The 14,751-nt window shown below is 36.6% G+C and carries 12 protein-coding genes; 9 read left to right on the forward strand and 3 right to left on the reverse strand.

Features of this window, described 5'->3' with window-relative positions; all coding sequences use genetic code 11:
• Nucleotides 1–17 precede the first annotated feature (17 nt).
• Both JL001_RS15870 and JL001_RS15875 read right to left on the reverse strand, forming a co-directional pair.
• A complete protein-coding gene (locus tag JL001_RS15870; RefSeq protein WP_200977813.1) occupies nt 18–1,619 on the reverse strand; it encodes a tetratricopeptide repeat protein in 1,602 nt (533 codons plus the stop codon).
• 364 nt (nt 1,620–1,983) lie between these two features.
• Nucleotides 1,984–2,376 carry an acyl-CoA thioesterase gene (locus JL001_RS15875; RefSeq protein WP_200977815.1) on the reverse strand — a complete coding sequence of 131 codons (393 nt, stop codon included), beginning with the start codon at nt 2,374–2,376 and terminating at the stop codon, nt 1,984–1,986.
• A 690-nt stretch (nt 2,377–3,066) separates the two neighbouring features.
• On the opposite strand from JL001_RS15875, the gene JL001_RS15880 reads away from it, so the two are divergent.
• The 9 genes from JL001_RS15880 (at nt 3,067) to JL001_RS15920 (ending at nt 13,774) form a co-directional block, all read left to right on the forward strand.
• Complete coding sequence (locus JL001_RS15880) at nt 3,067–3,405, forward strand: hypothetical protein (RefSeq protein ID WP_192009975.1); 339 nt, start codon at nt 3,067–3,069, stop codon at nt 3,403–3,405.
• A 627-nt stretch (nt 3,406–4,032) separates the two neighbouring features.
• Nucleotides 4,033–4,803, forward strand: coding sequence for a sensor histidine kinase (locus tag JL001_RS15885; RefSeq protein ID WP_200977817.1), 771 nt, complete (start codon nt 4,033–4,035; stop codon nt 4,801–4,803).
• Nucleotides 4,793–5,494 (forward strand): response regulator transcription factor, encoded by a 702-nt coding sequence (locus JL001_RS15890; protein WP_200977819.1) that lies wholly within the window; start codon nt 4,793–4,795, stop codon nt 5,492–5,494. Before JL001_RS15885 ends, JL001_RS15890 begins: the two co-directional genes overlap by 11 nt.
• 321 nt (nt 5,495–5,815) lie before the next feature.
• Nucleotides 5,816–6,679, forward strand: coding sequence for a follicular epithelium yolk protein subunit (locus JL001_RS15895; RefSeq protein WP_200977821.1), 864 nt, complete (start codon nt 5,816–5,818; stop codon nt 6,677–6,679).
• Between the two features lie 200 nt (nt 6,680–6,879).
• Nucleotides 6,880–7,935, forward strand: a complete 1,056-nt coding sequence (locus JL001_RS15900) for an ABC transporter substrate-binding protein (protein ID WP_200977823.1) — start codon at nt 6,880–6,882, stop codon at nt 7,933–7,935.
• Between the two features lie 806 nt (nt 7,936–8,741).
• Complete coding sequence (locus JL001_RS15905) at nt 8,742–11,087, forward strand: arylsulfatase (protein ID WP_200977825.1); 2,346 nt, start codon at nt 8,742–8,744, stop codon at nt 11,085–11,087.
• A gap of 491 nt (nt 11,088–11,578) precedes the next feature.
• On the forward strand, nt 11,579–12,262 hold the full coding sequence (locus JL001_RS15910) for an aspartate/glutamate racemase family protein (protein WP_200977832.1): 684 nt from the start codon (nt 11,579–11,581) through the stop codon (nt 12,260–12,262).
• 213 nt (nt 12,263–12,475) lie between these two features.
• Complete coding sequence (locus tag JL001_RS15915) at nt 12,476–12,934, forward strand: SRPBCC domain-containing protein (protein WP_200977834.1); 459 nt, start codon at nt 12,476–12,478, stop codon at nt 12,932–12,934.
• Between the two features lie 138 nt (nt 12,935–13,072).
• Nucleotides 13,073–13,774 (forward strand): hypothetical protein, encoded by a 702-nt coding sequence (locus JL001_RS15920; RefSeq protein WP_200977836.1) that lies wholly within the window; start codon nt 13,073–13,075, stop codon nt 13,772–13,774.
• A 31-nt stretch (nt 13,775–13,805) separates the two neighbouring features.
• Here JL001_RS15920 and JL001_RS15925 read toward each other — a convergent pair whose 3' ends face one another.
• Complete coding sequence (locus JL001_RS15925) at nt 13,806–14,687, reverse strand: helix-turn-helix transcriptional regulator (RefSeq protein WP_200977838.1); 882 nt, start codon at nt 14,685–14,687, stop codon at nt 13,806–13,808.
• Nucleotides 14,688–14,751 lie beyond the last annotated feature (64 nt).

The raw sequence follows: 14,751 nt of genomic DNA on the forward strand, positions 1-14,751 counted from the left end.
GATTAATTAATTGTGAACTATATACAAAGGATAAATTGCTGTAAGCTGTCGCCTTTTTCCATGTTTAATTTTTTTCTAAGTCGGTAGCGAGAAATTCTTAGACTATCCATGGAAATTCCTAAAGAGGAGGCTATCTCTTTTGAGCTTAAATTAAGTCGCATAAGGCTGGCAAGTTTCATCTCAGCTGGGGTCAATCCACCAGTCCTTTGTTGGATGTTTCTAAAAAAATCCTGGTGGACTTTTTCAAAATTTAGTTTAAAATCATCCCAATCCGTGTCGTGTGAAAAGTTGAAATCTATCTCTTTGATCAAGTTCCTGATTTTCTTTTTTTGATCTTTGGGGTTTTCTTCAAGTATGCTTTTCAACTTGACTTGTATGCCTTCAAGCATTTGGTTTTTATCAATCAAATGGAGGGTTTGAGCAGTAAGTGATTTGGAATGGGCCTGCTCTTCGGTTTCCATTTTTAATTCTAATAATTGTCTGTTTTCTTTTTCGGTAGCAATCAATTGTTCTTTTACCTGAAGGATTTCCTCTTGCTGTTCCAGCAATTCTTTATTGCTTTTTATTTTTAGCTTCTGTCGGTTAAAAATCACCCAACCCAGCACACACATCAATACCACCAAAAAGACTAAAAGCCATTTTACCATGGCATCAAATTCCCGCATTTGCTCCAATTGGTTGATTTGTTGGTTTTTGGTGTAAAGATGATTTTGCGCTTCTTGAATGGCGATTTGCCGAGCAGATTCCTCCGAATATACTATTTCACTTAGTTGGCGGCTTTGCTCCAAAAAATTATAGGCATTTTCATAATCACGCATTTCGGCATATGCTTTTGAGATATCCACTATGGCGCTATTTTGTTGGTCCAAAAAACCTAGACGCGCACTCATTTCAGCAGCCATTTGAGAATAGCTTAGCCCTTTTTCTGGTTTTCTTGTTTTTCGAAAGACATCACCCAAATTATTGAGGTTACTGACTAAGCGTAAGCTGTCTCCAACAGCAATATTCAAAGTATAGGCTTTTTGGAAATTGAAATAGGCGGAATCATATTGCTCCAAATCTTCGAATATGCTTCCAATGTTTTCTCTAACAAAAGCTTTATGGCTTTGTAGACCCAATTCTTCGAAGATCTTTAGCGCTTCCCTTTGATGAGCCAAGGCTTTGGGATAATTGCCCATTTTCTCATACATCCCTCCAATAAAGCTTTTAGTTTCTGCTTCTCCTTCTCTATTCTTTAGGTTTTGATAAATAGAAAGCGCTTTTTCGTGACGCGCCACTGCATCTTCTGGGGTTTTTATTTTATAATAAACTTCTCCCAGGACATTATTTACTTGTGCTAAGTATAAATCCTGTTCAGCTGTTTCAAACAAATGTTCGGCTTCATAAAGTGCTTCTGAAGCAGGTTGATAAAGACCAAACTGTAAAAGAACCTTTCCGCGAATCAATTGGGCTTTTCCGATAATTGAATCCGCTCCATTGATTTGTTGTTTTTCCAAAACCTCAGTAGCCATTGCAAAGGCTTGCTCTGGGTTTCTTTTGGCGATAGATTGAGCTTCCCTCAACATTTGCGTGCTTTCTTCAGTTGTTTGAGCACTTAGCTTAGATATTAGAATGATCAAACAAAAAAAGCTAGAAAGTATGGTTCGAATCAAATGTTTCATAACCCGCAAATATCTAGCATATGGGAATAAAGTAGGTTATGTAAAAGTTTCGTTTTTATTAAGGTTAATCTTCATTTTATTTTAAAAAATCAATTGTATTTACTTGAAAACACACAGCTTGTCCAAGTGAAGCTCATTACATAAAAATGTCAAAGCAAATTGTTGTGTTTTAATATTTTACTTTGTGTTTCTATTGAAATTCCCCTTATCAATGATTAAGGTTTGGAGAAAACAATATGTCTGTTAATAAAGCCAGTGACATTATTTTGATCATTTGAGGCTATGCCTAGAAGTAGTTTATTCGGGTTTAGAAAGACCACTTTTAGCTACCTTTTAATCTATCCTTCACATATTCAATCTTGTGTTTTTGGTGAGCTTTGGGTAAGCCATCCTCTCCTAAGTTTACCATAATGATTTCATCAATGGTAATGATAGTTTCTCTGGTCATCTTATTTCTCACCTCACACTTTAAGGTGATAGAAGTTCTTCCAAATTTTATAGGTTCTATCCCAATTTCAATAATGTCATTGACTCGAGCCGAAGCCATGAAATTGATGGCGGACATGTACTTAGTTACTACGTGCTTGTTTTCCAATTGAATAATTGCGTAGAGTGCGGCCTCTTCGTCTATCCAAGCTAACAAGCGTCCTCCAAACAATGAATTATTGGCATTAAGGTCTTCTGGTTTGATCCATTTTCTAGTGTGAAATCTCATAAATTTGTTTTAGTTTGAAACATTAGTTTTCCACAAATAATTTCGTTAAGGAAATATACTTTTTAAAAAAGATTTGAGGCTAAAGTCATTTTAGCATAGATAAGGGTTTAAGTTTTTAAAATTTGCAAAGTGATTTAGGGAGTATGGAAGAGAACTTAAACTCTAGAATTAATTTCTGGATAAATGGTTTGAAACGAATCACAATCACCAATACTTTTTGTTTAGATAAAAGGTCATTCAAACACTAGAGTTATCGAATATTATCCTACGGTTTCTATCAATATAGGTTCAATACCAGTCTTTTCGAGACGGTTCAATTTGAAGATATTTGTTTTATGCCGCAGTTGCCAAGTCATTTGGATATTGAAAGAAGGGAATCATTCATAATGATTTGTCATTATTTTTTTGATGGTCGGATTATTTTAAATTGAATATTTTAATCGAATAATGTTTCTTTCAATTTTATTGAAAGAAACATTCAGTATAAAAATCTTAATGCTGCACAGAGAAATAGGTTGTTGTTGTAAAATGTATGTATAAAGTAATCCAATGAAGGTTATTTGTGTGTGAAATGAGGTTAGGAATTAATTTATTTTCCTTTGAATATACTTCTTTAAAGTTTAGTTTGCATTGTAATTAGTACGTTTTAAAATCTGAGTTTGAATTCTTTTAATATTAAAAAGCGCAACTATGAAAAACACAATTCCTAAGCAGACTGCCAAGAAGTGGATGCAACGATGGAAAAAAATGGAAAAGGATTATAATAAAAAGACACCGGTCAATGGATTTTTGGTACCCATGATAGATCTCCAGGAAGTCATGGCCGAATTGGGAGCCACCAATGTCAGGACTTATTTAGGAATAGACGATAATGATACAGAGAAACTTTTGATAGTGGGTGTAGATGCCAATGGAAATGATATGGTAAATGAGGAAGAGGGGCAGTATGTATATGATTTTACCAGTCCATGTCCACCGGATTGTGGAGAGATGGATCCTGATGGTTTGTTGAGTCTGGACATGAATTAATAATTGTTTGACCTGCTTCAAAGTGTGAACTATGTATGGAATAATTCACTATTTAAATCTTATTACTTTGACTGGAGCAGTGTTTTTTGGTTGGAAGTATTATGCCAAAAGTAATCTTCCAACCAAAATTTTCACCATTACTTTTTCTCTTGTTTATTTAATTCAAATATCTAGCTTCTTACTGGCTAGATTAGGAATAAATAACTTGTTGTTATTTCATTTTTATTTTGCCTTTCAATTAATAGGTTATGGATTGTTTTACTGGAAGATTCTAAATAACCGAAAGGTTAAGATTCTTTTGTTAGTTGGACTCATTCTATGTGTCGGGTTAATAGGTTATGAATACAGTTCCAAATGGAACAATTTAAGTGGGGTTTTTGGGGGATACTCATATTTTAGCATGAATCTCTTATTTGTTTTCGCTTCTATTTTCCATTTGGTAAACGGTGTGATTAATAATCAAGAAGAAAATTTCAGGTTCATCAATTACGGAATGGTTGTTTATCTAGGAGGTAGCTCGATTATATTTTTGTTAGGGGAGAGCCTTTCTCAAATTGAATGGAAACCAATCTTGCTATTTAATGTAGTACTGTTTATGATTTTCCAAATCTTTTATTTTCTAGAAATATGGAAGGTCAAGAGTTCGTAAATTACATATTACTTGCGATTTCATTGGTGCTGGTGCTTGCAGTAATTATCATTGTTGCTGTCGAAGTCATGAGAAGAAAGGTGATCAAAGAAAAAATGCTTAACGCTGAGCTAAAGCTAAAACACCAAACAGACCTCTTACATACCGTGATCCGGTCTCAGGAAGAAGAACGGCGGCGTGTTTCTGATATTTTACACGATGATATTGGTTCGAAATTAACAACGATAAAATTAAGTCTGTACCAACTTTCTGGAAATGATAGTTTGGAACTGTTGAATGGTCTGAAGGAGCTTTCCGAAAAGGTGATCAGCAGGACGCGAGAATTGTCCCATGCTTACTCACCACTTATCGTAGAGAAGTTTGGTTTGGAAGCTGGTATCCATGAACTATTGGATGAAGTCCTGGCAGGACCAAGGATCGGAACCCGTTTTAAATCGGACATAGAAGAAAACTTATTGGATCAGGAAACCCGTCTGATCATCTATCGGATTAGCCAGGAATTGATTAATAATACAGTAAAACATGCTGGTGCACAAGAGATAAAAATTAATATTAGTGTGAATGGCGAAGGTCTATTTTATCTTTATGAAGATAATGGGAAAGGCTTCGATGTGGAAAAATCAAGTGACGGAATAGGCATGTTGAACCTCCAAAATCGAGTGGATATGATGAATGGAAGTTTGGAAGTTTGGAGTGAATTGGGAAAAGGAATGAAAGTAACGATAAAAAAGTCTTTTGATGGATCGTAAAACAAGTATAGTCTTAGCTGATGATGAAACACTTTTCAGGGGAGTGCTTAAGCATATGCTGGAAAGTACTGGACAATTTGAAGTGCTTTTTGATGCAGGCAATGGAGCTGAACTTATTGAAAAGCTATCAGCCGCAGAGAAGGTCAATTTCCCAGATATCGTACTGATGGACCTCAAAATGCCTGAAATGAATGGTATAGAGGCCACGAAAGTGATTACAAAAAAATACCCTGACCTTAAAGTAATCGCTTTGACCACCCATAAAGGAAAACCATTTATCCTTAATATGCTCAACCTTGGAACTGCTGGTTACATCACTAAGGATGCTGATCCGGATGAAATGGTCCAAACAATCAATGAGGTCGCAGCAAAGGGTTTTTATTATAGTCAGGAGGTGCTTCAAATTATTAATGGAGACTTTCTCAATAGAAACAAAAAAAACAGTGTTTCCCCTTTAGATCCAGGCTTTATCACCAAGCGGGAGAAGGAAGTTTTACTTTTACTTTGCCAGCAATTTAGGACTCAAGAAATAGCTGAGAAACTATTTTTGAGTGAAAGAACGGTGGAAGGACATCGAAACAACTTGTTGAGCAAAACAAACTCAAAGAATGTAGTGGGCTTGATTGTTTATGGGTTACAGCATGAAATCATTGATATTAGTGACCTGACCGATCCGATCAACGGAATATAAGCTTTTCTTGTTTTTGGAGTAGAAATACTTGGTTTTTGAACTGGTGGTTTATCCCCTTTATTTTTTTATCTATTTCTACCAATTTTGAATTGACATCAACGAACAGCGGATTTTGCCAACCAAATCCAGCAAAGCTATCCTTTATAGTGGGAGTGAAATAAATTTGACATTTAGTCATCAATCAATAGTGGTTGTTCAGGTAAATCTATGTTTGCCGATAACCGCATTTTTGGAAAAGAATATTTAAAATTCGGAGTAAGCCGAAAATCCTTTCAATAGAGTAGGCAGAACCAAGTTTTTCAACTTTAAATTTTTAACATTATGGGAATCAGCATTAGTATTATTGCAGGAAAAGACAAATCTGTCTCCAGTGTCAATGCAAGTGGAACCGTACAACATGTCATCACCGACGATGAAAGAACCACCTTCAAGTTAGGAGACAAACAGCTAAAAGATGCTGTAAAGGCTTATTTTGGTAAATCTCCCAATGATGCCTACCTGCACAGCCCAACTCCTTGGGGGGATTTGTACAAAAAGTACAGTTGGCCACAAGTGCAAATGGTATTGGTGGTGCAAAGTGCCGAAATTTTGGGCATAACTTCTGAACCAGTGATAGTAAAGACCCAGGAGTTTACGAACGATAGCAGCAAAAAAGGGACTTTCAATGTAGCCATTTCCGAAACACTCAGCAACACCACTAGCTCCAACTGGAGTACAGGAGGTACCTTAAGTGTAGGGCAAAAAATCTCCTATGGAGTGGAGTTTTTGGGATCAGGTGTGAAAGGAGAGACTTCCCTTTCATACAGCCAGTCTTGGGGTATAGGTGGACAAGAATCCAAATCAATCACAGTAGGCTCCACCTCTGGGGTAAGTGTGACGCTGGATCCGGGAGAGTCTGTTTTAGCTGAACTTTCGGCAAGCCGTGGCGTGATGAAAGTTCGAATAAGGTACAACGCCTATTTGATTGGAAATACGGCCATTAATTACAACCCAACTTACAAAGGCCATCACTTTTGGAGTTTAGGTATTGGTGGGGTGATGTCATCAGGAGGTGTCAAAAATTCAGTCCAGTCAACTGAAGATATCGATATTGGATATTATTCCAATTCCAAAATCGAACTGAAAGACAAAACAAGTGGAAAATTAGTTTCCGAACGAGTGCTTGAAGATCAAGTAGGAGTTTAAGTGTTTAGTTGATTTTTTAGAAACAGCAGTAGCAAAAAACTGCTGCTGTTCTTTATTATTAATGGGAGTCTGTTTGACCAGGTATTTATACTTGATTTTTTCTATAGGGAGTAATGCGCTGTTAAAATATACTGCCAGTCCTCAATTTTGTACATACCAACATGAGTAAATAAAATTCAATAGTAAACTTAATTTTTTCGATGATGAAAGTAGGAATATTAATGCCATTCTCAGGCCTGGTCTCCAGCATAGCGCAGGAAATTGAAAAAGGCCTAAGACTCGGTTCTAATGTGTTTGATAAAGAGGAGGTATCAATTGTTACCCGATATTTGAATTGTGAGGAGATTGATAGAAATAAAGATGCTCTAAATGATCTAATTAAAGTTGAGAAAGCTCAACTTATTATTGCTGTATTAAACTGTGATCAGTCCGAGCTTATGCAAGCCTATTTTGAAAAATGTGGAACACCTGTCGTAATCTTTAACTTAGCTGCTTGTAGGGATTTGTCAAAGGGACAGAAGCTTTCCAATGTCTTTTTGAATAGTTTGGATTTAAGCTCTAGTCAGTATGTGCTGGGTAATTTTGCTAAGGATCTTTTGGATCAAACTTGTGTTTGCTTAGATAGGGTAGAAGAAGGAGAAGGTGGTACGATTTCGAAAAAAGCAATGCAGCACATATCCGGGGATATGTTAGGCTATTTATTTGGAGAAGAGGATATACAGGAAGTCCTGAATTTTGCTCAACAACACCGCCCTAAGCATATTCATGTACTAACTTCATCTCATGCTATTTTTTCCAAGTTTATAAAACATTTAAATGAAGAAAAATTTTCAAAAGTTATTAAGGTCTCCTTTGTACCTTATTTTTCGGACACCAGCACGATGAAAGTTTTAGAAGTTAGTAGTAGAAATATTTTTTCTGCATCTACCTGGTTTAAAGAAATAGATAATGAAGCCAATTTAGAGTTTGTGGAGAATTATCACAATAATTTCGGGTCTGCTCCAGAGGGCTATGCTTTGTTGGCTTACGAAGTAGGTCTATTGCTGAGAAATAGCTTAGAAGAGCATTCGGGTAAAGTTTCTAAAGAGAGATTGTTAGTTGATTTAAACCGCGTAAATGTACTTGGTCCACGTGGGGCTATCGATTTACATACTCAGCGTATTAGCGCCAATCCAGTATATGTTTCAAAAGTAGGACTTGGATGGGATGGCCTTAGTTTAAAGAGGGAAATTATCTCTCGTGAGGAAATGGTTTAAACATATCATCAAAATGATCGTCTTAGGGGGATGTATTTTATAGGATTTATACAACTATTCAGAGACTATCCAAAATTTAAGCTTTAAATCAATCGCCCATAAATATGGTTTGATCCTAAAATAGTCGCTATTCTATTCATTTAGCCAAAATAAGCCTAGGTAGGAACACCCTCCGCCTGCTCCACTATAATGTTGACAAAATAAAGGAAGGTAAGGCTTGCCTGCTATATGCCCATGGTTTTGTTGCAAATTGAAAGAAGGAAACAAGTGAAGGGGAATTGGCCTTTAATCGAACCAATGTGGAATTGAAATCAACATGACTGGGCCAGGTGTACCACTTCACTTTAATATCATGGGAATTTGCAATTCTAGTTATGGCTAATGAGTCATAATCTTATTACCTGAAAATAGGATAGGGGAAACGTCTATAAAATGTCCAGATTTTATTTCAAGATATTTTAGGGAAAAGGGTAGGGCTTCCCTAATGGATGCTCCTAGCCCTAGTAGAGGATACATAGACTTTTGGCTTGATTCCTAGATTTGCGGTGTATTAACTGTAATAAAGATTTTTATAATTTATGGTTTCGTTCAGAACTTTATATCATCCCCATTGACCGTTGAATCAAAATATTGGGAGTTGGCTTACCATTGGTTAATGACTTATTATCTGTGCAAATTAATTGATTTGAATTTTTATAATATTTATATTAATAACAATATTTTTTGAATTTAAGATTTCAACAATTGACAATCTTATCTGCATATAATTAAAGTTTTAATCATTGGCATTAAACAAGCTATCATTTATGAAAAACCTCCTGATTTTTACAGTGACACTATTGCTCTTAGCTTGCAATCAAAAGCCTGAGACCACTAAGGATTCGAATGGAAGGAATAACCAAGGGAACGTTTTGCCGTATCCAAAACCTTCATTTAATGGGAAAATAGGAACTACCTTTGAGGACTCCGAAGAAGATTATCCCCAACCCTTGGAAGCCCCAGAAGAGGCTCCCAATGTAATTGTCATACTTTTAGATGATGTCGGGTTTGGGCAAGCTGGGATCATGGGGGGACCCATTCCCACTCCTGCAATGGAAAAATTAGCAGAAGAAGGATTGACTTATACCCGGTTTCACACAACAGGTATTTGTAGCCCAACAAGGGCGGCTCTATTGACAGGAAGAAATCATCATCAAGTTGGGTTTGGCACTATTTCCGAGCTATCTACAGGCTACCCTGGCTATAACAGTATTTGGGGAAAAGATGTGGGAACAGTGGCCGAAGTATTAAAACAAAATGGGTACAGTACAGCTGCTTGGGGAAAATGGCATAATACTCCAGACTGGGAAACCAATCCAATTGGACCATTTAACCAATGGCCTACAGGTCTGGGATTTGAATATTTTTATGGCTTTCAAGGAGGAGAAACAAGCCAATACTATCCCCAACTCTTTAAGAATACCACACCTGTCGAGCCCGCCACAACCCCTGAAGAAGGCTATCACTTGACCGAGGACCTTACCAATGATGCCATTGCCTGGGTGAGTCAACAACGTTCAATCAACCCGGACAAACCTTATTTCATGTACTTTGCCACGGGGGCTGCACATGCTCCATTGCACTCTCCCAAAGAATGGAGTGACAAATTTAAAGGTCAGTTTGATGAAGGGTGGGACGCCATGCGGAAACACACCCTTGAGCGTCAAAAAGAAATGGGTATTGTTCCTAAAAATACTAAGTTATCAGCCAGACCAGCGTCCATCCCAGCTTGGGAGACTTTGAGTGATGATGAAAAGAAACTATATGCCAGACAAATGGAGGTTTTTGCAGGATTCTTGGCTCATACAGATCATTGGATAGGAAAGCTAATAGAAAGCGCCCGAAGCCTACCTGGTGGTGATAATACCATGGTTGTTTACATTATTGGTGACAATGGCTCCAGTGCAGAAGGTAGCATGACGGGAACTTTAAATAATATGATGACCCAAAATGGTTTTCCTGATAATGTAGAGAGACAATTGTCAGAAATGGAAAACCTTGGGGGGCCTGAGCATGAAAACCATTTTGCAGTGCCATGGGCCTGGGCCGGTAGTACCCCATTTCAATGGATGAAACGTGTACCTTCACATTTTGGGGGCACCCGAAATGGTATGATCATCTCCTGGCCATCTTCAATACAAGCTAAAGGAGAAAAAAGAACACAATTCCATCATGTGATAGATATTGCTCCTACCATTTATGAAGCTGCCAAGATTGAAATGCCTACACGAATCAATGGTGTAGATCAGACACCATTGGCGGGGGGCTCTATGAATTATTCATTTGCCAATGCCAACGCAGAAGATACACGAACTACCCAGTATTTCGAAACGGGTGGCCATCGTGCCATTTATCACGATGGGTGGGTTGCCGCTTCATTCCATGGTGTTCCATGGGAATTGTCAGGTTCTGTTGGTTTTAAGGATAATGACTGGGAATTATACAACATTGAAGAGGACTTCTCCGAAGCAACAGATATTTCAGCTGATTACCCAGAAAAGCTGGAAGAGCTGAAAGGAATATTTGATGAGGAAGCAAAAAAATACGATGTATATCCTTTGGATGACCGTTTTGTAGAACGCGCCACCAATCCTAATCGCCCTTCTGTTGTTCGGGGCAAAAACGAGTTTACTTATTTGTCAGGAACCAAACGTATTCCAGAAGGGAGTGCTCCGCCTGCATATGCGCGCAGTCACACCATTTCAGCCAATATTAATTATGAAAAAGGCGATGAGGGGGTAATCGTTGCAAATGGCGGAGGTTCTGCTGGATATTCCTTATTTATTAAAAATGACAAACTGATATACTATTATAATTTCTTCCACGTAAACCATTATGAAGTTGCATCCACAGCCTTACCCGAGGGAGAATTAAACATCCAAATGGTTTATACACAGGAATCAAACGAACCTGGTGGTGGCGGTAACGCCAAACTAATTGTAAATGGTAAAGAGGTTGGCCAAGGAAATATCAATAAAGTGGTTCCAGCTCGTTATTCGGCTACAGAAACAATGGATATTGGAATGGATCTTGGGTCTTCTGTATCTTCCGATTATTCACCTCCATTTGCTTATTCTGGTGAAATTGAATATGTGAAATTCCTCCTTAAATAATATTATTAGATCAATAACTCATTTGGAATAAAGCCAAAGGGAAAATGGTAAGGTTTGCCATATAACTACTTTTATGCCTCGTTAAGGGTAGATTGGTAGGATGTTTATGCCAGATAAATATTTAACTCAAAGAATGTTTTTTCAAATCTTTCAGGAAAAATAGGGGTAAATGATTGATTACAAAATATATACTACCCCGAATAGACCAAAAATGCTACTTCGCCCCCAAACCCTAGTAATTTGTAGTTCTAGTTATGCCGGACGGATTTCAATAATGAAAAGCCCTCCCATTTATCTAATTCAATTGATTGAGATAGGTGTTGAAAAACGGTTATGTATTATCCTTGGGACATTTTTAATTTTGAATGGATTTTTTAGTTTTAATTTCATTTACATGGTTAGTTTATTTCATCCATGGAAGGAAGAATTAAAAACAATCTAAACTGGAAAAATAGAAGCTGGCGACAAGCTGAAAACAGAACCGCTATAACATGAAAAAAATAGGATTAGTAGGTGGAATAAGTTGGACTTCAACTTTGGACTACTATAAGTATATAAACCAAGGCATAAATGAAAAGCTGGGAGGCCTTAATTCGGCTGAATGTGTTATATTTTCACTGAATTTTTCTGACATTCAAGATAAGGGATGGTTAAATTCTTATGATTTGATTTTTAATGCGTGCAAAAGTTTAGCATCCAACAATGTGGATTTTATAGTCCTATGCGCCAATACAGCCCATTTATTTGCTGATGAAATCCAATCAAATATTAATGTCCCTATTATTCATATCGCATCTGCCACAGCAGAAGAGATAAAAAGGCAAGAGCTACATAGAGTAGGGCTTTTAGGTACAAAATTTACGATGGAAATGGATTTTTACCGGAACAAACTAATGGATTATGGGATTGAAAGCATTATTCCATCAGAAAAAAATGATGTTGAAGAAATACAGGAGATTGTAAAAAATGAACTTGGAAAAGGTGTCATAAATAAAGCATCAAAACTAAAATTTCTAAGATACGCCAATGAACTAAGAGAAAGGGGAGCAGAAGGCCTTATTTTAGGCTGTACTGAAATCCCAATGCTTATTGGGCAAAAGGACTTTGACTTTCCTGTATTCGACACAACAAAAATTCATGTGGAGAACATCGTGAATTTTGCCCTAAATGAATAAAGGCCAGTAAAGGTGAATGTACAATCCTTCATAAAGCTGAAGGTGAATTTTATTTGGTTGAAAATATTAACCTCAATGCTAAGCTGAAAATCATTAACTTTATTACGCTAATTGACTGTTATACAATATTGTTAACTAGCACTGTAAATGGGTATTGACGAAGATGTCAATGGTGTAAAAACAACAATGAAATTTTTAAACATAACATAAACCATGAAAAAACTCCAATTCAAGAAAGATATAAATGCACCCGCTGAGAAGGTATATGATACCATGCTAGGCATTAGCAATATTGAGACCTATGAGCAATGGACATCCGAATTTAATCCAACCTCATCTTATGAAGGAAGCTGGGGAAAAGGGTCAAAAATTTACTTTGTCGGAACCGATGAAAATGGTAAAAAGGGCGGAATGGTATCTGAAATTGCTGACAGCATTCCGTTCCAATTTGTTTCCATTCGGCATTATGGAATTTTGGACGGTGAAAAGGAAATTACAGAAGGTGCTGAGGTCGAAAAATGGGCAGGAGGACATGAAAACTATAGCTTCAAAGAAAACAACGGCATCACCACTGTTACTGTTGACTTAGACACTACAGAAGACTTTTTGGATTATATGGACCAAACTTACCCAAAAGCGCTCGACAAGCTGAAAGAACTTTGTGAAAAATAGTCATTTCAAGAATACAGGTGATGGGTAGCAGTAAAGAGGAGATACCATGGGGACGTCCTGGAAACATCCAAGTTTTATTTTTATTAATAGGATATTAATAGAGGTGTTTGCAATCTCCAGGAGAAATCAAGTGGGAGTGTGGTTGATATTTTAATGAATAAAATACCCATAATATGGTATTTTATTATCAGAGGTAGCTTACTAAATTTGTATAGTGATCTTAAAATTTTTGTATTCTTTAGTGACCCAATGTTTTATTTCATTTTGGAAAATATTGAAATCATTAAACTAGTGTTCATTGTAATAGGGGCTCTATGGGTGGTTTATAATTTCTACATAAAAAGGGATAGGTACCCGAAATATGAATTTGACCTGGATGCTAAATTAATTGATAGAAATATTGATTCTTGGTTGATAGAGTTTATTGCCACAATTGAAAATAAAGGACAAGTAAGGCAAAATATCCTGACAAAAACGCTTACAGTCAATATTAGGTATATTACAGAGGAGGATATGAAGAAGGGGTTGAATAATCTAACCAAAATTCCGATAAAAAAGGATGGTAGGGCAGTTGACATGGAAGATTATTTTGTATTGAACTTTCCCCATAAGGTAACAATGGATGGTTTTGGCAATGGCAGAATATATTGGTTACCCATACATTGGAAATATGTATACATAGATGCTCAAACCAAGCAAAATATAAGGCTTCCTCTTGCTGTTCCTGTAGAAGCTAAGCACTTATTGGTTACCAGCAGGTTTAAATATAAAGATAGCCAAAGTGATTTTCACTCTGTACAGAAAGTTTTTAGAATAGACGATTTATGCCAAAAAGTCTAGAGTGCCGGAGACCAATTGAATCTGGTAACCCTTAGTGAACTGTTTTATATTTTTTTAAAAAATTAACTGGTGTAATACCTGTTTTGTACTTGAATACTTTGGAAAAATAAGCATAATCGTTAAAACCCAAATTCTCGGAAATTTCCAATAGCGAATGATCTGAATGGGTTATCAAACGCTTTGCTTCCAGCATAACACGTTGTTGGATCAACCCGGATGTTGTTTGTGACAAAGTGGATTGTACAATTCGGTTGAGATGTTTTGTACTTATGTTTAACTTCTCAGCATAGTAATTGGGTGATTTATGCAACTTAAATTCTTTTTCAACAAGCTTTTCCAATTTTCTTAAGGTCTCCAAGTATGGGACAGGAATAACATCCTGGGTCCTATAATTATTACCATACCTTCGGGCCAGATCGATATATAATGAAGTGGTAAGGTTGCAGAGCTTTTGCCTTTTAAGAGGTAAATCCAGGGAAAATTCCTTGTCAATTACAGAAAACTGGTCCACTATGGGCAGTGTTTCTCCTTCTGATAATTGAAGTAGGGGTGAGTTGTTCATGGAAAAATAATAGGGGAACATCTCCAATTTATTGTTGGTAAACTGGAGTTCAATAAACTCTCTAGAGTGGAAGAAAATATATCCTTTAGGTTGTTGAGAAAACTGCCAAAAATGTGTTTGACCGGGTTTCAGGAAAAACACACTTCCGGGTCCTAATGGATATTTCTTAAAATCTATTTCATGTACTCCTGAGCCATTGCTAAAAACAACGCATAAGTAAAAATTATGTCGATGTGGTTTTTGGAAATGACCTTTATTGCTTTCCAGGTGTTGATCCAGTCTGTTACTGTAAAAGTCAGGCATCAAACTGTCACTTTCAAAGTGGTCGATATTTAAAACTGATATTGGCATTTTCTATAATATGTCCTAAAAGTACAAAAATCTGCGATTTTAATATAACATAAACAAGCGAATA

It is taken from the genome of Echinicola sp. 20G, from assembly GCF_015533855.1.
GTDB lineage: Bacteria > Bacteroidota > Bacteroidia > Cytophagales > Cyclobacteriaceae > Echinicola.

What these genes read in the sequence shown, in the direction of transcription:
- JL001_RS15910 (WP_200977832.1), top strand. Translation starts at nt 11,579, where the DNA reads ATGAAAAAAATAGGATTAGTAGGTGGAATAAGTTGGACTTCAACTTTG.
- JL001_RS15890 (WP_200977819.1), top strand. Translation starts at nt 4,793, where the DNA reads ATGGATCGTAAAACAAGTATAGTCTTAGCTGATGATGAAACACTTTTC.
- JL001_RS15880 (WP_192009975.1), top strand. Translation starts at nt 3,067, where the DNA reads ATGAAAAACACAATTCCTAAGCAGACTGCCAAGAAGTGGATGCAACGA.
- JL001_RS15895 (WP_200977821.1), top strand. Translation starts at nt 5,816, where the DNA reads ATGGGAATCAGCATTAGTATTATTGCAGGAAAAGACAAATCTGTCTCC.
- JL001_RS15875 (WP_200977815.1), bottom strand. Translation starts at nt 2,376, where the DNA reads ATGAGATTTCACACTAGAAAATGGATCAAACCAGAAGACCTTAATGCC.
- JL001_RS15905 (WP_200977825.1), top strand. Translation starts at nt 8,742, where the DNA reads ATGAAAAACCTCCTGATTTTTACAGTGACACTATTGCTCTTAGCTTGC.
- JL001_RS15915 (WP_200977834.1), top strand. Translation starts at nt 12,476, where the DNA reads ATGAAAAAACTCCAATTCAAGAAAGATATAAATGCACCCGCTGAGAAG.
- JL001_RS15925 (WP_200977838.1), bottom strand. Translation starts at nt 14,687, where the DNA reads ATGCCAATATCAGTTTTAAATATCGACCACTTTGAAAGTGACAGTTTG.
- JL001_RS15900 (WP_200977823.1), top strand. Translation starts at nt 6,880, where the DNA reads ATGATGAAAGTAGGAATATTAATGCCATTCTCAGGCCTGGTCTCCAGC.
- JL001_RS15885 (WP_200977817.1), top strand. Translation starts at nt 4,033, where the DNA reads ATGGAAGGTCAAGAGTTCGTAAATTACATATTACTTGCGATTTCATTG.